Below are 24,428 nucleotides of genomic sequence, written 5' to 3' on the forward strand. Positions count from 1 at the left end.
GTTTACTTCTTTCTGATTAGTACTTGGTCTATCATACCATAATCCTTAGCTTCCTCAGCCGTCATCCAATAGTTGCGGTCGCTATCGTTCCATACCTTTTCATAGGTCTGATGAGAGTGATTGCTGATAATGGTGTAGAGTTCTTTCTTGAACTTCATTATCTCTTTTGCCTCGATTTCGATGTCGGAAGCCTGACCTTGCACACCTCCGAGCGGCTGGTGTATCATGACACGGCTATGCGGCAATGCCGAACGCTTGCCCTCCTGACCGGCTACGAGCAACACGGCAGCCATGGAAGCAGCCATGCCTGTGCAGATGGTAGCTACGTCGCTGGAGATAAATTGCATAGTATCGTAGATGCCAAGTCCTGCCGTTACACTTCCGCCGGGCGAGTTTATGTAGATGGAAATATCCTTCCCCGGGTCTACAGAGTCTAAATAAAGGAGCTGTGCCTGAAGCGTATTAGCTGTATAGTCGTCAATTTGCGTACCGAGGAAGATGATACGGTCCATCATTAAACGCGAGAACACGTCCATCTGCGTTACGTTCAACTGTCGTTCTTCCAATATATATGGGTTAAGATACTGGTTTTGCAAACTTGTAACCTCGTCTAACACCATACCGTTTATGCCCAAATGTTGGGTTGCATACTTTCTAAAATCGTTCATTTTGTAACCTTATGTTATTTTAATTAGACAATAACAGGAAATGAATATCCTGCTTTTAACTATTGCCTTAAATACAAAGACCATGCCATAACGAAAAGCCGGTGTCTTGTATATTCTAACACAAAGATAAGAAAAAAATGGTAATTACTCAATAAAAAACTACTTTTTTAATTCTACCGATTATAGTTTTTTCGCTCTTTTGGTAGAAACAGAACCGTGAGAGCATATTTCGGGTAGCTATAAAAACACGGTTTTTATGATTTTAAAAACCGGACAATGCTTTATAAAACATAAAAAGCAATATCCTTTCCAACAGCTTTCTTGATTGAAAGTTTGTGGAAAGGATATTGCCTTTATTATTTTATGCCCACTACCTGCTGTGCAAAGCGCAAGCGTTAATGGTTTGCAGGCAATGGCTTACTTTTCTTCCTTTTCTTCTTTTTCAGCTTTCTTGGTTCTCTTTGCCTTTGCCAGCTTTTCTGTTGCAGCCACTTCTGCAGGCATCATAAGTTTGTTGAACTCGTCGAGAGAAACAGACTTCTTCTTCAATTTGACAACGTCTTTCAATGCAACAGAGAGTTTGCGGTCGAGCGCAGCCTCAACAAATGAATCGATGTTCTCGCGCTTCTTCATCATTTCCTCAACGTAGTTGTTCACGTATTCGTCGGGAACGTTGTTCATACCGTATTGTGCGAACTGCGCACGAGCTATCTGTGCAGCACTTTCGCGTATGTCGGCATCTTCAATCTTGATGTTGTTAGCCTTTGCAATTTGGTCTCTAATGAGGTGCCACTTAAGTTCATTGATGCTTGGCTCGTAGTTCTTTTCTACAAATTCAGCACCCTTGTCTTCGTTGTTGGCAAGCATAATGCGCTTCAGCAATGCGTCCGGGAATTGGAGGTCGCCTACTTTCTTCTCTGCGTATGTGCGCAAATCCTGCATAAACTTATAGTCTGAATCTCTTTCAAGTTGCTTGCTTACACCTTCGGCGATGGCAGCACGGAATGCAGCCTCGTCGTTAATGTTGGCGTCAGCACCGTAAACGCTGTCCCAAAGTTCTTTGTTGTTCTCCGCATTTACGAAGCGAGAGATTTCAGTAATCTGATATGAGAAGTCGCCGGTGTGGTTTGCAACTTCCTTGCGGTCTATCTTCAGCAACGAAGCAATCTCTGCGTCGTTGTCCGGATAAGCCTTGCGTGGGTTGAAAATAATAATATCGCCCAACTTACTGCCCTCGAAGAGTTTCTTTTGGTCTTCTACCTTAATATATTGAGGCATCATCACAGCCCCTTCTACGGTGATACCGCCTTCGAGAGTGTTGCCGTTTGCATCGAGTTCACGAATGTCTCCCTTGAGCATATCGCGCTTTTCAGGCTCAAATTCTTGTGCTTTGTCGTAATGTCCTGCACGACTTGCGAACATTTCTATTTGCTGGTCGATGAGTTTATCGTCTACCTTTATGTCGTAATAGTCAATGGTATCCTTGTTTGTAAGCTCGATGTTGAATTCCGGTGCAATAGCAATGTCGAACTTAAAGGTGTAAGGAGCCGGCTTTTCAAGCTCTACTGCTTCTTGTGTTTCAGAAGCCATAGGCTGTCCGAGCATGTGGATTTTGTTGTCTACAATATATTTCTGGAGGTTCTCACCCAAGATTTTGTTAATGGCGTCCATCTTTACTTGTGGACCAACTTGGCGTTTCAGCAAACCCATTGGCACTTGCCCCGGACGGAAACCGGGAATGTTAGCACGCTTGCGATAATCTTTGAGTGCCTTCTCAACTTCTTCCTTGTAATCAGCTTCATCGACAACAATGGTCAAAAGACCATTCAATTTGTCGGTATTTTCAAATGAAATCTTCATCTTTGAAATATTATATGTTTATTATTTAATTATCAAAAGTATAAGTTTAAAGTGCAAAACGATAGAGTTGCTACCCACTTTGAGGCGCAAAGATACTTAAATTTTGCCTAACTACATAATATATAGAGATAAAAAAAATATTTTTAAGAAATTGCCCTACTTATTATCTACGTGGGTTCGACATAAGAATTGTGCGTGGTATATTATTTATAAAGATACTTAAAGAACAAACCGGTTATGGTTTAATATGCTTATAATCAAGAAAGAGCGAAATGTCTTCAGGCTCGAGTTCTTACACCAAATTCACGTTATTCATGAACGTTTTCGTTCAGCCAAATGAGGAATGCCAAACGTAAGCGTAGGTTTTGCATCGTAAAACAGCCGCTTTCGCAATGTCAAAACGCAGTTGTCGCTTTTTAAGAGAATTATCTTTACAAAGTTAAATTGAAAAACTCTCACTGTTTCATTAGTGAATTTGCTTAGAAAACAGCTGTGAGATAGCTTGCTTAACCTGTTTTCTTATGCCGAACTCATGTTATCTCTTATTGGCAACCATAGGTAAACAAGGTGGCAAGACAACAAAAAGCCTCGAAAAACATCAACGTTCTCCGAGGCTCGCAAGTTATGGATAATGCTTTATGACAAGCCTTCTATTACGCCATTCACTACGTGAATATTCTCTGCCTGCGGTTTTTTCGGCAAACCCGGCATACGCATTATGGTACCGGCAATGGCAACAATCATACCTGCACCGGCATTGATAACAAAGTCGCGAATGGTAATGGTGAAGTCGGTTGGTACTCCGTAAGCCTTTGCATCTTCCGAGAACGAGTACTGTGTCTTGGCAATACATACAGGGAAGTGCTCGAAACCGAGTTCCTTAATGCGCTGCAAGTCGCGTTTAGCAGCAGGGCGAAGCACCACTTTACCTGCTCCGTAAACCTTCTTCGCTATCTTTTCAACCTTTGTAACAATGTCGTCGTTCTCCTCGTAAACGAAGTTCAGCGGTGCAGATGGGTTCTTTTCGATGGTATCGACTACCAAATGTGCCAATTCTTCTGCGCCCTTTCCACCTTCGCCAAAGGCTGTATTGATGGCAAAACCTACACCCTGTGCCTCGCAATGTTCTTTTACGAGTTCCAATTCTTCGTCGGTGTCGGTGGCAAAGCGGTTCAAACAAACAACAACGGTTTGTCCGAATGCCTTCAAGTTTGTGATGTGCTTATCCAAGTTGGTAAGTCCTGCCTTCAAGCCTTCTACGTTTGGCTTGCTTATTTCGGCAACGTCGATACCCCCGTGCATCTTCAAAGCCTGTGCAGTAGCAACGAGAACTGTCAGCACCGGAGATATACCGGCCTTGCGACATTTGATGTCCAAGAACTTCTCTGCGCCCAAATCGGCACCGAAACCAGCCTCTGTAATACAGTAATCCGAGCAGCTCATAGCCATCTTTGTTGCCAAAACGCTGTTGCAACCGTGTGCAATGTTGGCAAACGGACCACCATGTATAAACGCCGGTGTATTTTCGATGGTCTGTACAAGGTTCGGATTGATAGCTTCGTGTAAGAGTGCGACGATAGAACCTGTAACATTCAGTTCGCGCAAGTAGAACGGTTTGCCTTCAAGCGTAATACCAAGGATTATGTTATCAAGCGTCGATGCAAGTCTTCTTCGTCAGAAGCCAAGCAAAGAATAGCCATAATTTCCGATGCCGGCGTAATATCGAAACCGCTTTCGCTAAGCAAACCGTCGGTACGGCTGCCCAAACCGGTGATAATGGTGCGCAGATTACGGTCGTTTACGTCCAAAACGCGACGCCACCATATTTCTTTCATACCGAAGCCATCGTCCTGATGCTGGTACAAATAGTTGTCTAACATCGCAGAAATCATATTATTAGCCGAAGTGATGGCATGGAAGTCGCCTGTGAAATGGAGGTTAATCTTCTCCATTGGCAGCACTTGTGCATAGCCACCGCCTGCAGCTCCGCCTTTCATACCGAAGCAAGGACCGAGCGAAGGTTCGCGAAGAGCCGGAATAGCATTCTTGCCAATACGGTTCATACCAAGTGCCAAACCTACGCTGACGGTGGTTTTGCCGATACCTGCCTTTGTCGGAGTAATGGCAGTAACAAGAATCAACTTCGACTTCTTTACCTTTTCCTCGTCGATAAGTTGGTAAGGAACCTTAGCAATGTACTTGCCAAACGGTTCAAGTTCGTCTACCGGGATATTCGCTTTCTTTGCAATACTATCAATTAATTCAAGTTTTGCCTCGTGAGCAATCTCAAAATCTGTTTTCATTTTGTTAGTTGTTATTTTTTATTTCTTAGTTGTTGATTGATGACAATTAATCTTTAATATTGCCAAAAGTATGAATTTTATATCTTACTACCAACTTTTTGTCGATATTTTTATATAAAAAAATGCATAATCGCACATTTTTGGCACATTGTGCAACGGTATTGCAAACCGCAGATAGCAATATTGCAGACGATAGAGAAATTGCAACAGTTTCTGTGGAGCGAACTTCGCATTAACGAAAAGCCGCACTGACTTGTTGAACGAATATAGAAATGGAAGGGTGAAAATGTAATGGAAACAACTTACTTTATGAACGAGAAAAAGCCAATAAATATGTAAATATTTTTTCAGAGAATATCTTTTGCGTAACTCTTTCGTTATCAGCGTATTACAAAACCTATTGTTTTGCATTCCAAAAGCGGCTGTTTTGCACGGTAAAACCGTAGGTTTTGCGTCGCAAAACAGCCGCTTTCGCAACGTCAAAGCGCAGTTATCACTTTTTAAGAGAATTATATTTACAAAGTCGGAGGTGTTTTCAGCAACTGCCACAGGCAAAAAAGAACAGTCAATACCTTAAAAAGCATTGACTGTTTCGTAGAAACGGCTCACCTTATTATTATATAAGGTGGCGCGCAAACTCTATGATGGTGTCTTTGCCACGATGAAAATCTTCGGAAGTAAGGTTTACCTTATAGTCCGGGTCTATGCCAAACTCGGTCATTTGCTTGTCCTTATCGTACATCGGACAAGCCGAAAAGCGCACCGACCAGCCGTTGGGAAGCTCGGCAGAGAAAGGCAATCCTGCTCCTCCGCCGGTACGGTCGCCCACCGTTTTCACGTTCGGGAAACAGCGCATATACTTTACAAACTCGTTGGCAGCGGAGAAAACACTGCGGTTGGTCAGCACAAACACAGGCTTTTGCCAGCGTATTCCCTTTCCGGGCTTTAAGGTTTGCTGTTTCATTGGCGAAAAATCGTTGTGCCCTTTCCCCGTTTTGTGTTGCATATAGCCCACAAGTACCGACTTGTTGGTGAACCTTGCAGCCAGTTCTTCCGCATTGTTAAGTGCACCTCCACCATTGTTTCGCACATCTATAATAAGGGCTCTGCAAGGTTGGAAGTAGAGAAGAATGTCGTCAAGGTTGCCTGCGCCTATTCCGCGTTGGAAACTTTCGCAACGCAAATAGCCGATGTTGTCATCGAGAATGGTATAGTCCATTCCGCTCGCTATCAAGTAATCGGTTTTCAAGTATTTGCGCAAGAGCGAGTCGGAATAGTTCTGCGGATAGTCTTCGCGCCACGACCAATAGCGTGCAGCATTGAAAGATGTGTATAAATTCACATGCCCGTCTTTCAGTTCGGACAGCATATTTGCCATAACTTCAAACTGTTGGCGTTCTGTCATCGAATTGTCGAACTGCTTTAAGTACTTGTTTCGCACTGCATTCCAGTCTATTCCCTTCTGTTCAAAGAAACAATAGTGCTCGTCAAGTATCTTCCAAAGTGCCTCGCATTGCCTTGAACGGTGTTCGGATATTCGTCGTTGGTAACGCAAGACGAAAAGAACGACATTATAAATAATGTGAATGAAAACACAAAAGCTGTGTGGCGGAAAAGGCATTTATACTTTTTCATTACGGAATAATCTTTGAAATAGAGAACTTTCGCACGATGCCTACCACAAAAAGGTTGCTCCACGTGTGGTATTTTAAACCATTTACGCGTGCTTGCCGGAAGTCGCCTAAATAGCCAAGGCGCAACGTGGTGTGGTGCAAAGTAAAGTCGAGGGTAAGCATTTGCCGAAGCGAGGGAGTGGAAACAATGGTGGTGGGCACGATGTTGTGGTCGTAGTCGCCCTTTGAAAATATTTCGTAGTAGCTTTGCCCGAAGTTCGGTGAAAACATCAAACCTACGAGCGGAGCTTGCACTTCGTATCGAACTTGGAAAGGTTTGCCGCACAAACGGAACGCATAGGCAGCCGTAGCCGACGGCGACAGGTTCACGTTCAGGTACGCTTGTGCAGGGTTGTTGCCATTGCGCATATTGTATAGAAAGCCAATATTGGCATCAATGCCACCGCCAACCGTTGCCGAGAGTGTGCCATTGCCCACTGCCCATTTGCCGAAAGCGTAATGCAGGTTGTATTGAAAGTTATACAATCCGCCTATATTGTTGTTTTTATCCGAAGTGTTGTGCGTGTACGACAAGTGCGCTTGGTGGATAATCTCACGCAAAATGGGCGTACCGTTCTCTCGTAGCGTATGCGAAACATAGCGCAGCTCGCTGCCTGTGTATTCGCTTGGCGAAAGATAAGTGTCTAATTGATTAACGTGCCCGATGCCAACAAGCTGCGCTTTGGTGATAATCTTATCGGAACGCAGCGTGTCTTGTGCATCAACAGCAACACCGTATAGCAACAACGAGAGGGCAAGGAGTATTTTCTTCAACGCCATAATACCTTTAATTATCAAAGAATTGCAGTGTCAATTGTTGCTCTCCGCCATTGTCTTCCTTCGGTTTTTCAGCCTTTGCAACAGGTTCTGACGGTGCTTGTGCTTCGGTTTCAGCTTGCTTTGCAGGCTGTTCTTCTGCCGTTTCGGTTTCCGTAGGCTCTATTGTTTCGACTTCTTCAGCCTCTTCCGGTTCGGGGAAACGAATGGGTTCGAGTTGTTTAATCTTGCTTACTTTGAAGGTTGTAAGGCGTTTCCCTTTTGCCTTAAAGCCCTTTATGCCCACAAACTCTTCGGCATCTATAACTTCTGAGGCACGTGCTGCATCGCTTCCGCCGTACGTTATCTCTACGCGAGGGTAGGCATCGTCGGTCAGGAAAACGAGTTTGGACTTCGGATTGTCGCCAATCACGCTCTGATGGCGTGTCGAATTTTCCATACAGAAACGCTTTAAGTATGGATAACCTTGGTTGTCGGCATCGTAAACCACCGCCGTCCACGGCTTTTCGGGGTTGAATTTCTCGATACGGAAGATGTTATCTTCGTAGTGATTGGCTGCATCGAAGTTGGTAGTGTAGAACTCTCCGTTGTCGAGAACCACGAGAATGGTGTCTTTATCGTTAAATTCGCCCAACAAACGCCCCTGCTCTTCGTAGTTGATACGATTGACATCGGCATCGAACCACACCTTTCTGCCACCCAAGGTAGATACTCCGTGCGCTTTTAAAGATACGCGGTCTACGGTTTCTTTCGTAAGTAATACACCGCGAGCAGTCTTCGATTTGATAAGAACATTAGAGAAATCGCGTTCAAAATAGCGCATCAGCCGGGCTCTGCCGGGTTGGTCTTTCAATATAATCTTAATGGTTTCAGCTTCTCCGTTCGGGTTTGCCGTAAAGTAAAACACCCTCGAACCCGTCTTACCTTGCGTAAGGTCGTAATCTCTGTCGCGGGTAATGGAAACCACATTGAAACGCTTAATGTAGTAAGGACCTTTTTCGCCGTCGCGATAAACCGCATTGTATATGGTACGACGGTCGTTGCGTTTGAACACTTGTACGTGCATGACACCCTTTCCAACAAACACTTTGTCGGCGATATGAACGATGCGATACTTGCCGTCGCGGAAGAAAACGATGACGTCATCAAGGTCGGAACAGTTCTGAACGAACTCTGCTTTCTTCAAATCCGTGCCTATAAAGCCGCCTTTTCGGTCGATGTATAGCTTCTCGTTGGCGTCTACTACCTTTGCTGCAACGATGGTATCGAAACTCTTTATCTCGGTGCGGCGTGGATAGTCCTTACCGTATTTTGCCTTCAAATGCTTGAACCATTCGATGGTTACACGCACCATTTCGCTGAGGTCCTTATCTATTTCAGCTATCTCGGCTTCTATCTTTTGGATTAATTCGTCGGCTTTGTCCTTGTTGAATTTAAGAATGCGCTGCATCTTTATTTCGAGCAAGCGGAGTATGTCCTCACGTTTCACTTCGCGAATGAAGTCCTTTTTAAAAGGTTCTAACTTGGAATCGACGAAGGCAACCACCTCGTCCATCGTTTTAGAAGTCTCGAATTCCTGTTCCTTATAGATACGTTCCTCTATGAAGATGCGTTCTAACGAATTGAAGAAGAGCTGTTCTTCCAACTCGCCTTTCCTTATTTCGAGTTCTCTGCGCAACAGTGCTTGCGTGTGGTCTACCGAGTGTTTCAGCACGTCGGACACGGTTAGGAACTGTGGTTTGTTATCGGCAATGACGCAGCAGTTGGGCGAAATGGAAATCTCACAGTCGGTAAAGGCGTACAAAGCGTCCATTGTCTTGTCGCTCGAAGTGCCCGGTGTCAGGTGCAGTTGTATCTCTACCTCCGACGCCGTCATATCTTCTACCTTGCGTATCTTTATTTTTCCCTTTTCAACCGCTTTGGTAATCGACTCTTGGAGCGAGCTTGCAGTCTTGGTGAAAGGTATTTCCCGAATAACAAGTGTCTTGTTGTCAATCTTCTCAACCTTAGCGCGCACCTTCAAAGAACCGCCACGCTGTCCGTCGTTGTACTTTGAAATGTCGATGCTGCCGCCTGTTGGGAAGTCCGGATAAAGCGCAAACTTTTTCCCACGTAGATAGCTTACAGCCGCATCGCATATTTCTGCCATATTGTGCGGAAGGATTTTAGACGACAATCCAACAGCTATGCCTTCTGCACCTTGCGCCAACAACAACGGGAATTTGGCAGGTAGGGTAACGGGTTCTTTGTTTCTTCCATCGTAAGACTGCTGCCATTCGGTGGTCTTGGGGTTGAAAATGGTTTCCAATGCAAACTTGGACAGACGCGATTCGATGTATCGGGGAGCCGCAGCACGGTCGCCGGTGAAGATGTTTCCCCAGTTTCCTTGCGTGTCGATGAGCAAGTCTTTCTGTCCCATCTGCACGAGGGCGTCGCAGATAGAAGCATCGCCGTGCGGGTGAAACTGCATCGTATGGCCTGCAATATTGGCAACTTTGTTGTACCGTCCATCGTCCATTCGCTTCATAGAGTGAAGGATACGGCGTTGAACAGGCTTCAATCCGTCGTCGATATGGGGTACGGCACGCTCCAAGATTACATAGCTGGCGTAATCCAAGAACCAGTTTTTATACATTCCCGATAGGTGCTTGACAGCCGAAGCATCAAATCTGTCGGTTGGAACATAGTCGTTTCGCAACTCGCCTGCTTCGTCTTCGTCCGTCATTTCGGCATCGGCAACCACTTCTTCGTCGGTTTCCGTGCCTGCCATGTCGCTATTATCGCCTGCTACTTCTTCGTTCAGTGGGTTTTCGCCCTCGTTGTTTTCAATTATTTTATCGTCGTCCATAAACAGTTGGATTGTCTCTATTTTTGAGGCTCAAAGGTACGAAGAAAACTCGAAATATGCAAATTCAAATTGTGAAAGACACATCTATTTATGGTAAGGTTAAAAGAAACCATCGTTAATACGGAACGTTAGTTCGGTATAAAAAAGCAGATTTACCGTGCAAAACAGCCGCTTTTGGAATGCAAAACAATAGGTTTTGTAATGCGTTGATGTATAGAAAGTTATGCAATAGCTATATTTATAAAAAACATTTACACCCCTATTGCCTTCTTTCCGTTTATGGAATAACGTGAGTTTGGTGTACTAATTTATGTCCGAAGATACTCCGCTTCTTTTTGATTATAAGCATATTAAATCATAATCAATTTTGTCTTTAAGTATCTTAATAAATAAAGAAACTCGCATAATCGTTATATCGAACTCACGTTATGGAAGTGAAGATAAGACCATTCTTTCGCAAACTTTCACAACTTTTAGTTCCCTTATTCCGTTAAAAAGCCGTAACTTTGTGCCAAATTCCGAATAAACGAAGATAAAAGAAATATATTATGGCACAAGAGGATACATTCAAAAAAATAGTAAGCCATTGCAAAGAGTATGGTTTTGTTTTTCCAAGTAGTGATATATACGATGGTCTTGCAGCGGTTTACGACTATGGTCAGAACGGTGTAGAGCTTAAAAACAACATCAAGCAGTATTGGTGGCAATCAATGGTGCTGCTCCACAGCAACATCGTTGGTATCGATTCGTCCATCTTTATGCACCCTACGATATGGAAAGCAAGCGGACACGTTGATGCTTTCAACGACCCTTTGATTGACAATCGCGACTCTAAGAAACGTTACAGAGCCGATGTGCTGATAGAAGACCAGCTCGGTAAGTACGAAGAAAAGATGGATAAGGAAATTGCCAAGGCTGCAAAGAAGTTTGGCGACAGCTTCGATGAGGCTCAATTCCGTGCCACCAACCCTCGCGTATTGGAATATCAGCGTAAGTATGATGAGCTTCACGCACGTTTTGCTAACGCTATGGAGACTTCAAACCTTGAAGAGCTGAAACAAATAATACTTGATGAAGGTATCGTGGACCCTATCAGCGGAACGAAAAACTGGACCGATGTGCGCCAGTTCAACCTTATGTTCTCAACCGAAATGGGTGCTTCTGCCGATTCGTCGAGCACGATTTATCTGCGTCCGGAGACGGCACAGGGTATCTTTGTTAATTTCTTGAATGTTCAGAAGACAGGTCGTATGAAGCTGCCGTTCGGTATTGCACAGATTGGAAAGGCTTTCCGAAACGAGATAGTAGCCCGTCAGTTCGTGTTCCGTATGCGCGAATTCGAACAGATGGAAATGCAATTCTTCTGCCAACCGGGCACGGAAATGGAATGGTTCAACTATTGGAAGCAGTATCGTTTGGCGTGGCACCAAGCTCTTGGCATGGGTAACGAGAACTATCGCTACCACGACCACGAGAAATTGGCGCACTATGCAAATGCTGCAACCGACATCGAGTTCCGTATGCCGTTCGGTTTTAAGGAAGTAGAAGGTATCCACTCGCGCACCGACTTCGACCTTTCACAGCACGAAAAGTACTCCGGCAGACAGATAAAGTACTTCGACCCGGAACGCAACGAGAACTACACACCTTACGTTGTTGAGACTTCTATCGGCGTAGACCGTATGTTCCTGAGCGTTATGTGCCACAGTTACATCGAAGAACAGTTGGAAAATGGTTCAAGCCGCATTGTTTTGAGCTTGCCGGAACCATTGGCTCCTGTTAAGTGTGCAGTACTTCCGTTGGTAAACAAAGACGGTCTGCCGGAAAAAGCACAAGAGATTGTAGACGATTTGAAGTTCCATTTCAACACCACCATTGAGGCAAAGGACTCTATTGGCAAACGTTATCGTCGCCAAGATGCCATCGGTACGCCTTTCTGCGTTACCGTTGATGGCGACACACTTACCGATAACACTGTTACTCTGCGCTATCGCGACTCTATGAAACAAGAGCGTGTGCCTATTGCAAAGCTGCGTGAAATCATTGAAGACCGTGTTTCTATAACTTCACTGTTGAAGAAACTCGACGTAAAAGAATAAGTCTATATTTAGAGTAGAATAGATTATGCAAAATAAAAACAAATTAAGAGTGCGGTTGCAAAGCCTCTTCTTCTCTGCAACTTTGCTGTTTGCAGCTATGTTTTCGGTTGGTTTGCTGTCTTCTTGTTCCGAAGATGAAAAGGAAAACGAAGAGTTTGCCAACTGGAAATCCAAGAATACGACGTATTGGACAGACCTTTACAACACAACAATGCAAAAGATTGCCAATGGCGACACGTCTTGGAAGCTCTTCTTAAATTATACTTATCAGGGGCAAACATCAAATGAAGGACTAACAAACTATCCTCCCGAAAACTACATTATCGTTCACGAATTAGAGAAAGGAACCGGTTCGGGCACGCCGTTGTTCACCGACTCCGTGCTCGTTCACTATCAAGGGCGGCTCATTCCTTCGCTTACGTACACCGCAGGCTTGGTTTTCGACAGCAGTTGGGGCGGTAACGGCTTGGTATTCAATCCTAAGACATCACGCCCGGCCCAGCTTTTGGTGGGCGGAGCGAAAGGTGGCGTTGTCGATGGATTTGCCACTGCATTGCAGAAAATGCACATCGGCGACCATTGGGTGGTTTACATTCCTTATCAGTTAGGCTACGGTACTACGGCGAATCGTGCCATTCCGGCTTATTCCAACTTGATTTTCGACTTGCGTTTGCACTCTTATTACAGAGCGGGAACGAAAGTCCCCGATGTCATTTAAGGATAACCAACCAACTCTTAACGAAGACTTACGACGGGCATTAAGTCTATCTTAACAACGCTACCTTATATATTATGGTGTTCAGCAAGACCGTAACCGATGCGCTCTTGGCAAAAATCAGGAACGGAAATTCCATGACGACGGGCGAGAAATTAAACCTCATCGTCCAATTAAGTATTCCTTCTATTCTCGCACAGGTTACTTCTGTCATGATGTTCTACATCGACGCCTCGATGGTAGGTTCGTTAGGAGCAGCTGCTTCGGCTTCAATCGGGTTGGTCGAACCCGCCACGTGGCTCTTTGGTTCGCTGGTTGCAGCGGGGGGAATGGGCTTTTCGGTACAAGCAGCACATTTCATTGGGGCTAACGATTTCGAGAAAGCGCGCGCGGTAATGCGGCACGGATATATCTTTGGTTTGGCTTTCAGCCTTATACTGATGACCGTCGCGATACTGTTGGCTACGCCGTTGCCCCGTTGGTTGGGCGGTGGTGCCGATATTCAGCACGACGCTTCCATCTACTTCCTCATATTTTCGTTTGCCGTGCCTATACATTTGATAGAGTATTTGTCGGCTGCTATGTTGAAAGTATCGGGCGATATGCGCCACCCAAGTCTTATTTCCGTATTGATGTGCGTTATGGACGTGGTCTTCAACTTTATCTTAATCTTTCCTACTCGCACCCTTACCGTATTGGGATTTCAGTTTGAAATGTTCGGATTTGGTTTAGGAGTGAAAGGTGCTGCCATCGGTACACTACTCTCATTTGCCGTCGCTGCCATTCCTTTGGTTTACTTTGCCATCTTCCGCAGTCCTATATTGGCGTGGAAACTCGACACCAAACGTTTTGTATGGGTATGGGATTACATCGTCCACGCCGTAAAGATAGGTGCGCCTATGGCAATGCAATACCTTCTGATGAATGGTGCACAAGTGGTTTCTACCATGATTGTCGCACCCTTGGGCAACTTCGCCATTGCTGCCAACTCGTTTGCCGTAACAGCCGAAAGCTTGTGCTATATGCCGGGTTACGGTATTGCCGAAGCTGCAACAACACTTGTCGGACAAAGTGTCGGTGCAAAAAGGAAAGAGCTTTGCAAGAGTTTTGCCTATATGACCATATTTATTGGCATGGCGGTTATGGCGTTTATGGGTCTGGTTATGTATATCTTCGCTCCCGAAATGATAGGAATGCTCTCGCCGGTAGCTGAAATCAGAGAGTTGGGCGTTGCCGTTTTGCGCATCGAAGCCTTTGCCGAACCTTTCTTTGCTGCAGCCATCGTGGCTTACAGCGTATGTGTGGGTGCCGGCGATACATTCAAACCATCGCTTATCAACCTTGGTTCCATGTGGTTTGTACGTCTGACACTGGCTTATGCCCTTGCTTCCACTTACGGATTGCGTGGTGTTTGGTTTGCCATGGCAGTAGAACTCACATTCCGCGGCTCTATGTTCCTCATACGAATTTACCGTGGCAGTTGGCTGAAAAATATTGCCGATACGCCGCAGACAGAACAAACGGCAATTTCATAAATACGATATTACATTATTAAATAGCATATTCAAAAATGAATTGGTTTTCGTCTTTATTAGACACGCTTAATTATTGGACCATCTTCCTCGGTATGTATATCGAAGGAACTGTTATTCCTTTCCCCTCGGAACTCATTGTTTCGCCTGCCGCCTATCATGCAGCAGCAGGGCATCTTAACGTGTTTTGGGTAGTTGTAGTTGCCACTTTGGGCGCAGTTACAGGCTCAACAACCAACTATGTTGCAGCTTATTACCTCGGACGCCCTATTATTTACCGTTTTGCCAATAGCAAATTGGGACATCTTTGTTTGCTGAACGAAGACAAAGTAAAGGTTGCCGAAAAGTATTTCTACGACCACGGGGTTATAGCAACTTACGGGGCGACTTATTCCCGGTATCCGACAAATCATTTCGATACCTGCGGGCTTGGCAAAAATGACTTTCTGGAAGTTTATACTTTACACCACCATCGGGTCAGGATTATGGAACTGCGTACTCGCCACGCTTGGTTGGTACCTTCATTCTGTTGTTCCTGAAAGCCAACTCACGGCAACGATAGAAGAATACAATAGCTACATCAAATACGTTATCTTAGGTATCGTTGCCTTGGTTGTTGTTTATTTCGTTGCAAGATACTATATTAAGAAGTTAAAAGCAAACAAACAATAAGTATAAACCGAGGCTGTAGCAAAAACAAACAGCTGCACGCTCGTTTCAGCATTCTCCGTTTTTTACAACAACGGCTCTGTACACTGCATTCTTCGGCAATGTACAGAGCCGTTTGTTTTCATCATTTTATAACGTTCTCACGATACTTTTTCTTTCCCTTGACAGCTGTTTGGATTCGTCAAAACTTTTGTTTTATAAATTATTTACATGTAAATAAATATTTTTCTACGTGTAAGTAATAATTTCTTTACGTGTAAATAAATATTTCTTTACGTGTAAATAATTTGCCAATGCTTGGAAAAAGCAACACAAAACTTTAGGGAAAGTAAGGGAAAAACATACAACAAACGCTCCCAAACCTATATGGATATGAGGTTTGAGAGCGTGAAAGATATTTATTTGATATGAAAAACTGTTTTCCTTAACTATGTTTTTGAAGACTTTTGCTGCTGTGGCAAACTTTAAAACGCATTATTCTTTGATATAAGAAGCAGCGGACGACAGACCGTTTATTGCTTTCGTGTTAGCAAATATACCATCAAGTTGGCAGCATTGTCGGGTGCAATGTGGTCGCCAAGTCTTTCTTTCATCTGCTCGTATTCGGCAAGCATGGCTTCACGATAAGGCTGTCCGGGCAAAATACGATAGAGTTCATTGGCAATATTCTTTATTCTAAATCGGTCGGCAAGTAGTTCCTGCACCACATCCTTATCGGCAATGAGATTTACCAACGATATAAAGCGCACCTTTATGATGTGTTTGAAAGCAAAACGGATAAGCTTGGGCAATGGAGTTTCGTAGCAAACCACTTGCGGAACATTAAACAGAGCCGTTTCTAAAGTAGCCGTTCCGCTTGTTACGAGGGCGGTTGTAGCGTGCGAAAGCAGCTCGTATGTGTCGTTTTTCACAATCTTCGCATTGTGTTTGCTTACAAATTGATTATAATAAGCGGTGTCTATCGAAGGCGCACCTGCTATTACCATTTGGTAATCCTCAAAACGTGAGGCAGCTTCGAGCATCGATGGCAGGTTGTCTTTTATCTCTTGCTTCCTGCTACCCGCTAAAATGGCAATGATAGGCTTGTCGTTCAGGCTGTTTCGGCTACAAAATTCCGCCTTTGTCTCGGTGTATTGACTTTTGAAAGTTGCAACTTCTTCGACAGTCGGATTGCCCACGTAGTGTATTCTATAGTTGTGTTTCCGTTCGTAGAAGTCGATTTCAAACGGCAAAATAGAGAACATCTCCTTCACATCTCGCTTTATTGCACGAATGCGCCACCCTTTCCACGCCCATATTTTGGGCGAAATGTAATAATAAACAGGTATTTTGGTGTTCTTGTGGACGAATTTTGCAATCTTCAGATTAAATCCCGGGTAATCAACAAGTATCACTACATCGGGCTTCCACTTCACAATGTCCTCCTTGCAAAACTTCATATTCTTCATGATAGTAGGCAAATGCAACAGTACAGGAACAAATCCCATATAGGCAAGTTTCTTATAATGACGCACACACGTGCCGCCAACGTTTTGCATTAAGTCGCCACCGAAGAAGCGAAACTCTGCCGCTTCGTCAAATTTCCTAAGCGATTGCATCAAACGCGATGCGTGCAAGTCGCCCGATGCTTCGCCAACTATCAAATAATACTTCATTCTTCAGACGGTTATTATCAATAAATGAATGGAACAGAGTTGCATTTTAGCTTACTCTTCCCACGCTTTCAGTTTGTTCAACATGTCGTAATCGGTAATATCAATGCGTGTCGGCGTTACCGAAACGTAGCCTTCTTCCAATGCCCATTGGTCGGTATCGGTTGCCAAAGGCTCATCGTTGCGATATTCGCCGAGCATCCAATAATAGGCAAAACCTCTTGGGTGCTCGCAGCGAAGAGTCTCTTTTATCCAACTGCCATACCCCATTCGGCAGACTTTGATGCCCTTGAAGCTGTCGCGGATAGGGAAGTTCACATTTAAACAGACACCTTTGGGCAAGCCGTCGTTCAACACTTGTTTTACTATCTTTACGACATAGCTGCGGAGATGTTCAAGATTGGCATCAGGATTATGGTCGCACGACGAGAATGCAACGGAAGGAACATACTTTAAGCAGCCTTCTCGGACAATGCCCATTGTGCCGCTGTAATGCGTATTCACCGATGAATTGTCGCCGTGATTAATGCCTCCGAGTATTAAATCGGGGCGTCTGCCGTTTAAAATCTGCTCGAAAGCAATCTTTACACAGTCTACAGGAGTTCCCGTACACGACCATACTTCACAGTCTGGTATGTTGTTGCGGCGAGTTAAACGTAGGCTGTCGCTTGCCGAAAAAGCGCACGAAAAGCCTGAACGTGGTTCCTCCGGGGCACAAATCAAGACTTCGGCAGAGTCAGAGAGAAACGAAGCCAATGTTTTAATGCCATTAGCGTTATACCCATCGTCGTTGGAGATGAGGATAAGAGGGCGTTTACAATTCATAAATTTTATTTTCTTTTGCCTGCAAAAATACGAAAAAAGGTTTATAAATAGTGCTTTCTCGCCTAAAATATGTATCTTTGTCGGCAAAACAAAGTTAGGAAAAAGATAAAATGGGAAAAATAATCGCAATGGCAAACCAAAAAGGCGGGGTAGGAAAAACAACTTCTACCATCAACCTTGCTGCATCGTTGGCAACTCTTGAGAAGTCTGTTCTCGTTATCGATGCCGACCCACAGGCAAATGCTTCAAGCGGTTTGGGCGTTGATATAAAAGAAGTGGATTGCTCGTTGTACGAATGTATCATCGACCACGCTGATGTTCGCGATGCCATTTATACCACAGATATTGAAGGAATGGACATTGTTCCGAGCCACATCAATCTTGTTGGTGCGGAAATAGAGATGCTGCAAATAAACAATCGTGAAGAGGTGCTGGAGAAACTCTTAGCTCCTATTCGCAACGACTACGACTATATACTTATCGATTGTAGCCCATCGTTGGGTCTGATTACCGTAAACGCCTTGACAGCAGCCGACTCTGTCATCATTCCCGTGCAATGCGAATACTTCGCACTCGAAGGAATAAGTAAGTTGCTGAATACGATTAAGATAATAAAAAGCAAGTTGAACCCGAAGTTGGAGATAGAAGGTTTCTTGCTTACGATGTACGACAGCCGTTTGAGATTGGCACGTCAGATTTACGATGAAGTAAAACGCCACTTCCAAGAATTGGTATTCAAAACCGTTATTCAGCGCAATGTGAAACTCTCTGAAAGCCCAAGCCACGGCTTGCCGGTAATTCTTTACGATGCCGATTCTACAGGTGCAAAGAACCATCTTGCCTTGGCTAAAGAGATTATAGAGAAGAATAAGAAGTAAGGGAATACGACTTTATCCCTTTGAAACTTACCCATAGAACAATGGCAGTACACAAGAAATACAATAGAAACGCGAAAACAAACGCACTCGGCAGGGGCTTAGATGCTCTGATTTCAACAGAAACAGTAAGTACACAAGGCAGTTCGACCATCAATGAAGTGCCCATCGAGCAAATTGAAGCGAACCCTAATCAGCCACGAAGAGAGTTTGACCGGATTGCATTAGAGGAACTTGCAAACAGCATTAAGCAGCTTGGATTGGTGCAACCCATCACGCTTCGACAGTTGGACGAAAGCAAATTCCAGATTATTGCGGGCGAACGCCGTTGGCGCGCATCGCAGTTGGCAGGACTTACAGCTATCCCTGCTTACATTCGTACCATTAAAGACGAGAACGTAATGGAGCTTGCGTTGGTGGAAAACATACAGCGCGAAGACTTGAACGCCATAGAAATAGCTCTTGCTTACGAACATTTGCAGGAGAAAAGCAGTATGACGCAAGAGCAAGTAGCCGAACGAGTAGGAAAGAGTCGTGCTGCCGTTGCCAACTATTTACGCTTGCTGAAACTTCCCGCACAGGTGCAAATGGCTTTGCAAAAGAAAGAAATAGATATGGGACACGCACGTGCATTGCTTTCATTGAACAGTCCTTCGCAACAAATAAAGCTGTTCCACGAAATTCAGAAGAACGCTTTCAGTGTGCGAAAGGTGGAAGAACTCTGCCAACAGCTTAACAATGGCGAGGATATACAGACAGCAAGAAGAAGATTGCAGCCAAATCGAAACTCCCGGAGGAGTTTAACATCTTGAAAAAACGTCTTTCCAACTTCTTCAATACAAAGGTGCAAATGACTTACGGAGCTAAGGGCAAAGGTAAAATAAGCATTCCTTTCGCTTCCGAAGAAGAGTTGTTGCACATTATGGAAGTAATGGACAGACTGCAAAAATAAGCGAAAACATAGTTTAAAGTTAAGTGAAGCAGCTTCAAAATATATTCCACGCTTTGTCGCTAACGTTATTATTGGCGATAGGTTGCACTGCAACAGCAAGGGCACAGGTGGTTTATGACGACTCCATAAAGATTTTATATCCTAAGGCAGACAGCATTATTACGATATTGAATGCTGAAAACGATAAGGTGGAAACCGACTTTTCGCTCTCGTCCGAGAAGACATTGAAACTTAACAAGGTAGCAGCCAAAGACAGTACGCGCTTGATGAAAGACTGGAGCAAATGGCGTCCGAAGCCCAAAAAGGCTTTATGGCTGGCGATAGCATTGCCCGGAGCAGGTCAAATCTATAACCGCAAGTATTGGAAACTGCCTATATTTTATGGTGGAATAGCCGGTTGCATATATGCAATGACGTGGAACAACCAGATGTATCGCGACTATCAAAGAGCCTATATGGATATAACGGACGACGATCCCAATACGCAAAGCTACAACAAGTTCTTGCATTTGGGTTCAAAAGTAACGGAAGAGAACAAAAGTTTCTATCAAGATTTGTTCAGAAAGCGCAAAGACCGTTATCGCAGATGGCGTGATTTGAGTATTTTTGCCACCGTCGCAGTCTACGCTTTGTCGGTGATTGACGCATACGTAGATGCGTCCTTGTCTGACTTCGATATATCCGACGACCTGTCGTTGCACGTTGCTCCGGTTGTAATGAACGGCAATTCACCCACCATTAAGACTAATTTGTTTAAGAGTTCGGCAATAGGCATAGGGTGCAACCTTACTTTTTAGAAAGCAAATACAAGGGTGAAGTGCCACGAAAAAGAAAATAATGATAAGAAAAAGAAACATATTTGCCATTGCATTGCTATTAATGGGCGTTAGTGCAACTTACGCACAACACCAAGTAGTGAAAGACAATCGCGGTAGAACCATGCAGGTTTACATTCCGAAAGCCGAAGAAAAGGCTGACGGACTTGAAGTAGAATACACCGATACAAAGTTCTACGGACAGGAAAAAGAGCTTAATTCTGCTGCATCACCAATAGAAATGGAAGACGAGGCAGCTGCTATCAGCCGTCTTATCAAACGAGTTACAAGCTCGTTGAGCCTCACTTATAATCCCGAAGTGCAGAAATACATTGACCGATATGTAAAGCAAGGTCGCCGTTCAACAAGTTGTTTGTTGGCACGGGCAAGCTATTATAATCCTATTTTTGAGGAAGCGTTGCTCCATTACGGTTTGCCAATGGAATTAAAGCATTTGCCCGTAATAGAGTCGGGACTGAATCCGAAAGCCATTTCGGGTAAAGGCGCAGCAGGTTTGTGGCAGTTTATGCTACAACGGGGCGAGAATACGACTTGCAGATAAACACTTTCGTGGACGAACGGCTCGACCCAATCAAGTCATCGTATGCTGCTGCGCGTATGTTGGCTGACCTTTACAATCGTTTCGGCGATTGGTCTTTAGCCTTGGCAGCCTACAACTGCGGTTCCGGAAGGGTGAGTAATGCCATCGAGAAGGCGGGCGAAGCTGCCGACTTTTGGCAGATTTACGAGTTCCTACCCAAGGAAACGCGCGGTTATGTTCCGGCTTTCATCGCTGCCAATTACGTGATGAACTATTATGCCGAGTACAACATACTGCCCGAACCGACAGGCTTGCCCGAAAAAGCAGGCAAAGTTGTGGTTACAGAAGATATTTCGCTCGCAAAGATAGCCGATGTCTTGAATATGGATATTGCCGATTTGCGTATGTTGAACCCACAATACCGACAAGGCATCGTAAAGACAACAGACGGTACGGCAACCCTTTTGCTGCCATCGGAAAAAGTGAAATGCTTTACCGACAATGTTTCACGATTGTACGAAAACAACGAGAACACAGAAAACCAACGGCTGGAAATGGCTGCAAGCGTTGTAAAACGAACAATGCACAACCCACATAGTTAGACGACTGATAATACCTAAAAGAGAACAGCGGATATGGAGAAAGAGAACGAAAGCAACAAAATTGACGAGGTAAAAGAAGACAAGATTATCGAAGATGCGTTTCAACACCTGTTGAAAACTTATTTGGCATCGCCTCATCGTAAGAAGGTGGACATCATAACAAAAGCCTACCACTTTGCCAAGCAGGCTCATAAAGGCGTGCGCCGCCTTTCGGGCGAGCCTTACATCTTACACCCCATAGCTGTTGCACAGATAGCTTGCGAAGAAATAGGCTTAGGTTCTACAAGTATTTGTTCGGCTCTTTTGCACGATGTAGTGGAGGATACAGACTACACGGTAGAAGATATTGAAAACATTTTCGGCGCAAAAATCGCGATGATAGTCGATGGTTTGACAAAGATTTCGGGCGGTATCTTTGGCGATAAGGCTTCTGCGCAAGCCGAAAACTTCAAGAAGTTGCTCCTCACAATGAGCGATGACATTCGCGTTATCCTTCTTAAGATATGCGACCGCCTGCACAATATGCGCACCCTCGCTTCGCAACCCGCCAACAAGCAGTATAAAATTGCAGGCGAAACGCTTTATATCTACGCTCCGTTAGCCAATCGTTTGGGTCTCAATAAAGTAAAAACCGAACTCGAAGACCTTAGTTTCCGCTACGAACACCCCGACGCTTACAAGGCGATAGAGTCGAAAATAGCTTCTACACAGGCGCAGCGCGACGCACTTTTCGACAATTTTACCGCTCCTATTCGTGCAGAACTCGACCGAATGGGGTTAAAATACGAAATTAAAGCGCGCGTGAAAAGTCCTTATTCCATTTGGAATAAAATGCAGACAAAGCATGTTCCGTTCGAGGAAATATACGATATTTTAGCTGTTCGCATCATCTTTAAGCCCAAGAGTAGAGAAGAGGAAGCCAACGAGTGTTTCCAAATTTACGTGGCTGTCAGCAAACTCTACAAGAGCCACCCCGACCGTTTGCGCGATTGGGTAAACCACCCGAAAGCCAACGGTTACCAAGCTTTGCACGTTACACTTATGTCCAAGATGGGTCAATGGATAGAAGTTCAGATACGTTCCGACCGTATGGACGAAATTGCCGAGCAGGGTTTTGCTGCCCATTGGAAGTATAAGGAAGGTGCAGAGATTACCGAGGACGAAGGAGAATTGAACGATTGGTTGCACACCATAAAGGAAATACTCGACGACCCACAGCCCGATGCAATGGATTTTCTCGATGCCATCAAGCTGAACCTGTTTGCTTCCGAGATATTTGTATTTACGCCGAAGGGCGAAATCAAAATGATGCCGGCGGGTTGCACCGCGCTCGACTTTGCTTTCCAAATACACACGTTCATTGGCAGCCATTGCATTGGTGCCAAGGTAAACCACAAACTCGTGCCGTTAAGCCACAAACTGCAGAGCGGCGACCAAGTAGAGATACTCACATCTAAGGCGCAGCGTGTAGAAAAGTCGTGGATTAACTTCGTGTCTACGGCTAAAGCGAAAGGCAAGGTATTGGCAATTTTGCGCAAGGAAGCACGAGAAATACAGAAAAAGGGTGAGGAAATACTCGAAGAATGGCTGAAGAAGCACGACTTTGAAATGTCTACTTGGGTGCTCGACCGACTTTGCAGCTTGCACGAAATACAGAAACACGCCAACCTTTTTATAGCCGTTGGCGAAAAGTCGATTATCCTTGGCGAAGCCGATTTAGACGAATTGCAAGGCAAAAACAGGCACAAGCAAGACAAAGACGACGGTGTTTCTGCGTGGCGCAAGTATGTCCCATTCCTCAACCGCAGCAAAACTGCCGATTCAACAGTCGCTGACGGCAAGGCAGACGAAAAGGTAGTGGCAGGTTTAATCGTTGTCGATAAGAACCTGAACAAGAAGAAACCAATCTTCATCAACGAGGACAACATTGCCCGATACATCTTCCCGACCTGCTGCCACGTTATTCCGGGCGACGATGCCATGGGCTTTATCGACAACAACGCACACATCGAAATCCACAATCGTGCGTGCCCGGTTGCTGCAAAACTGAAAGCGAGTTTCGGTCCGCGCATTCTCGATGCAAAGTGGGATATGCACAAGAAATTGTTCTTCGATGCTACGATAGAACTGCGTGGTATAGACCGCCAAGGTATATTGCTCGATATATCGAAAGTAATTTCCGACCAGTTGGGCATGAACATGCGCAAGATAACACTGAAGAGCGACAACGGAATTGTTGTAGGCAATATTGAGATGGGCGTTCACGACCGCGAAGATGTCAAACTCATCAAGGACAGTTTGATGAAAATAGACGGAATGCAAACCGTTTCGGATATATAGTAATAATATCGTTGTACAGCATATTAGTACGAGTAAAGAAAATCTTTGATACTAAAATCCTTTGCTCGTATTAGAGAAAGGTCGGAGATATTTATCAAGGAAATTCATTTTATAGCTTGATTATTACTTATAGCTTGAATCGTCTTTTAAACTCGTCCTTAGACATCTTATATTTCAGGTAACGTATGACATTGTTACGATAGAAACTGTCCATATATGCCTTGTCGTAATCCTTGTTATAGTCTCTGATAGATTCATCTACTCCAACATCCTTTAATACAGGAATCGGGTTGTCCTTTGTTCCGTATTCAGGGTTATTCATATCGTCCCTATTCACGGTCAGGATAACTTTCATACCAGAAGGCCAGCACATATGATTTATATTAGTGAAGTACATAATACTAAAATACTTCTTATATTCTACAGAGTAAAAAGGATTATACCATGCCTCTGGGTTAGAGAAATCATTACCATCTATTTTTATTCGGAAAACTTCTAATGTTTCATAATCTTTATCCACATTTTTAATGTAATATTTTGAGTCTGTAGGAGGCATTGTAATCTGTATATCGTACGAACGAGCGATATAGTCTTTATAGTATTACGCCAGTTCGGGATAAGTTTCTTATGCAAATAGTTCTACCTGCCTTGATTTTTCTACATATACAGGCAGTGCTTCAGG

The 24,428-nt window shown here is 44.3% G+C and carries 13 protein-coding genes and 6 pseudogenes; 10 read left to right on the plus strand and 9 right to left on the minus strand.

Annotated features, from left to right (window positions below):
• Positions 1-2: 2 nt before the first annotated feature.
• From clpP to JCM15124_RS13445, 3 genes and pseudogenes are all read right to left on the minus strand, one after another.
• Entirely contained in the window at positions 3-668 is a 666-nt protein-coding gene (gene clpP, locus JCM15124_RS05930) for an ATP-dependent Clp endopeptidase proteolytic subunit ClpP (protein ID WP_024998696.1), read from the minus strand.
• Positions 669-1,085: 417 nt separating this feature from the next.
• A complete protein-coding gene (tig, locus tag JCM15124_RS05935) occupies positions 1,086-2,528 on the minus strand; it encodes a trigger factor (protein WP_024998697.1) in 1,443 nt (480 codons plus the stop codon).
• Positions 2,529-3,164: 636 nt separating this feature from the next.
• Positions 3,165-4,831, minus strand: a pseudogene (locus tag JCM15124_RS13445) (formate--tetrahydrofolate ligase).
• A gap of 361 nt (positions 4,832-5,192) precedes the next feature.
• Between JCM15124_RS13445 and JCM15124_RS16510 the strand changes: the two are divergent.
• Positions 5,193-5,408: a hypothetical protein gene (locus tag JCM15124_RS16510; RefSeq protein WP_084608904.1), complete on the plus strand. Its 216-nt coding sequence runs from the start codon at positions 5,193-5,195 to the stop codon at positions 5,406-5,408.
• A 39-nt stretch (positions 5,409-5,447) separates the two neighbouring features.
• Here the strand turns inward: JCM15124_RS16510 and JCM15124_RS13455 are convergent.
• The 3 genes and pseudogenes from JCM15124_RS13455 to JCM15124_RS05960 form a co-directional block, all read right to left on the minus strand.
• A pseudogene (locus JCM15124_RS13455) lies at positions 5,448-6,466 on the minus strand (S41 family peptidase).
• Positions 6,466-7,284: a DUF3316 domain-containing protein gene (locus tag JCM15124_RS05955; protein WP_024998698.1), complete on the minus strand. Its 819-nt coding sequence runs from the start codon at positions 7,282-7,284 to the stop codon at positions 6,466-6,468. Before JCM15124_RS05955 ends, JCM15124_RS13455 begins: the two are co-directional and overlap by 1 nt.
• A 7-nt stretch (positions 7,285-7,291) precedes the next feature.
• Entirely contained in the window at positions 7,292-10,129 is a 2,838-nt protein-coding gene (locus JCM15124_RS05960) for a DNA gyrase/topoisomerase IV subunit A (protein ID WP_024998699.1), read from the minus strand.
• Between the two features lie 548 nt (positions 10,130-10,677).
• Here JCM15124_RS05960 and JCM15124_RS05965 point away from each other — a divergent pair.
• The 4 genes and pseudogenes from JCM15124_RS05965 to JCM15124_RS13460 all read left to right on the plus strand — a co-directional run bounded on the left by JCM15124_RS05965 (position 10,678) and on the right by JCM15124_RS13460 (position 15,147).
• Entirely contained in the window at positions 10,678-12,228 is a 1,551-nt protein-coding gene (locus JCM15124_RS05965) for a glycine--tRNA ligase (RefSeq protein ID WP_024998700.1), read from the plus strand.
• 25 nt (positions 12,229-12,253) lie between these two features.
• Entirely contained in the window at positions 12,254-12,946 is a 693-nt protein-coding gene (gene bamJ / locus JCM15124_RS05970; protein ID WP_024998701.1) for a BamJ family beta-barrel-assembly machinery protein, read from the plus strand.
• Between the two features lie 74 nt (positions 12,947-13,020).
• Complete coding sequence (locus JCM15124_RS05975; RefSeq protein WP_024998702.1) at positions 13,021-14,478, plus strand: MATE family efflux transporter; 1,458 nt, start codon at positions 13,021-13,023, stop codon at positions 14,476-14,478.
• A 35-nt stretch (positions 14,479-14,513) separates the two neighbouring features.
• Positions 14,514-15,147 (plus strand): annotated as a pseudogene (locus tag JCM15124_RS13460) (DedA family protein).
• Between the two features lie 509 nt (positions 15,148-15,656).
• Here JCM15124_RS13460 and lpxB read toward each other — a convergent pair.
• Entirely contained in the window at positions 15,657-16,799 is a 1,143-nt protein-coding gene (gene lpxB, locus JCM15124_RS05985) for a lipid-A-disaccharide synthase (RefSeq protein WP_024998703.1), read from the minus strand.
• Positions 16,800-16,850: 51 nt separating this feature from the next.
• Positions 16,851-17,621 (minus strand): 5'/3'-nucleotidase SurE, encoded by a 771-nt coding sequence (gene surE, locus JCM15124_RS05990; RefSeq protein WP_024998704.1) that lies wholly within the window; start codon positions 17,619-17,621, stop codon positions 16,851-16,853.
• Between the two features lie 110 nt (positions 17,622-17,731).
• Here surE and JCM15124_RS05995 point away from each other — a divergent pair, with 110 nt between their 5' ends.
• The 5 genes and pseudogenes from JCM15124_RS05995 to JCM15124_RS06015 all read left to right on the plus strand — a co-directional run bounded on the left by JCM15124_RS05995 (position 17,732) and on the right by JCM15124_RS06015 (position 23,746).
• The gene (locus tag JCM15124_RS05995; RefSeq protein ID WP_024998705.1) at positions 17,732-18,499 is read left to right on the plus strand and encodes a ParA family protein; all 768 of its coding nucleotides are present in this window, start codon (positions 17,732-17,734) and stop codon (positions 18,497-18,499) included.
• A gap of 41 nt (positions 18,500-18,540) precedes the next feature.
• Positions 18,541-19,448: pseudogene (locus JCM15124_RS13465) on the plus strand (ParB/RepB/Spo0J family partition protein).
• Between the two features lie 23 nt (positions 19,449-19,471).
• A complete protein-coding gene (locus JCM15124_RS06005; RefSeq protein ID WP_024998706.1) occupies positions 19,472-20,245 on the plus strand; it encodes a DUF5683 domain-containing protein in 774 nt (257 codons plus the stop codon).
• A gap of 40 nt (positions 20,246-20,285) precedes the next feature.
• A pseudogene (locus JCM15124_RS13470) lies at positions 20,286-21,406 on the plus strand (lytic transglycosylase domain-containing protein).
• A 33-nt stretch (positions 21,407-21,439) separates the two neighbouring features.
• Complete coding sequence (locus JCM15124_RS06015) at positions 21,440-23,746, plus strand: RelA/SpoT family protein (RefSeq protein WP_024998707.1); 2,307 nt, start codon at positions 21,440-21,442, stop codon at positions 23,744-23,746.
• Between the two features lie 127 nt (positions 23,747-23,873).
• On the opposite strand, the pseudogene JCM15124_RS17245 reads toward JCM15124_RS06015, so the two are convergent.
• Positions 23,874-24,335: pseudogene (locus JCM15124_RS17245) on the minus strand (DUF8188 family protein); the annotation flags it as partial.
• Positions 24,336-24,428: the final 93 nt, after the last annotated feature.

Source organism: Prevotella falsenii DSM 22864 = JCM 15124, assembly GCF_000613945.1.
GTDB lineage: Bacteria > Bacteroidota > Bacteroidia > Bacteroidales > Bacteroidaceae > Prevotella > Prevotella falsenii.

Excerpts from the sequence above, each read along its gene's own strand:
- JCM15124_RS05995 (WP_024998705.1), top strand. The coding sequence starts at position 17,732 with ATGGGAAAAATAATCGCAATGGCAAACCAAAAAGGCGGGGTAGGAAAA.
- surE (WP_024998704.1), bottom strand. The coding sequence starts at position 17,621 with ATGAATTGTAAACGCCCTCTTATCCTCATCTCCAACGACGATGGGTAT.
- tig (WP_024998697.1), bottom strand. The coding sequence starts at position 2,528 with ATGAAGATTTCATTTGAAAATACCGACAAATTGAATGGTCTTTTGACC.
- JCM15124_RS06015 (WP_024998707.1), top strand. The coding sequence starts at position 21,440 with ATGGAGAAAGAGAACGAAAGCAACAAAATTGACGAGGTAAAAGAAGAC.
- JCM15124_RS05955 (WP_024998698.1), bottom strand. The coding sequence starts at position 7,284 with ATGGCGTTGAAGAAAATACTCCTTGCCCTCTCGTTGTTGCTATACGGT.
- JCM15124_RS05965 (WP_024998700.1), top strand. The coding sequence starts at position 10,678 with ATGGCACAAGAGGATACATTCAAAAAAATAGTAAGCCATTGCAAAGAG.
- JCM15124_RS05975 (WP_024998702.1), top strand. The coding sequence starts at position 13,021 with ATGGTGTTCAGCAAGACCGTAACCGATGCGCTCTTGGCAAAAATCAGG.
- bamJ (WP_024998701.1), top strand. The coding sequence starts at position 12,254 with ATGCAAAATAAAAACAAATTAAGAGTGCGGTTGCAAAGCCTCTTCTTC.
- JCM15124_RS05960 (WP_024998699.1), bottom strand. The coding sequence starts at position 10,129 with ATGGACGACGATAAAATAATTGAAAACAACGAGGGCGAAAACCCACTG.
- clpP (WP_024998696.1), bottom strand. The coding sequence starts at position 668 with ATGAACGATTTTAGAAAGTATGCAACCCAACATTTGGGCATAAACGGT.
- lpxB (WP_024998703.1), bottom strand. The coding sequence starts at position 16,799 with ATGAAGTATTATTTGATAGTTGGCGAAGCATCGGGCGACTTGCACGCA.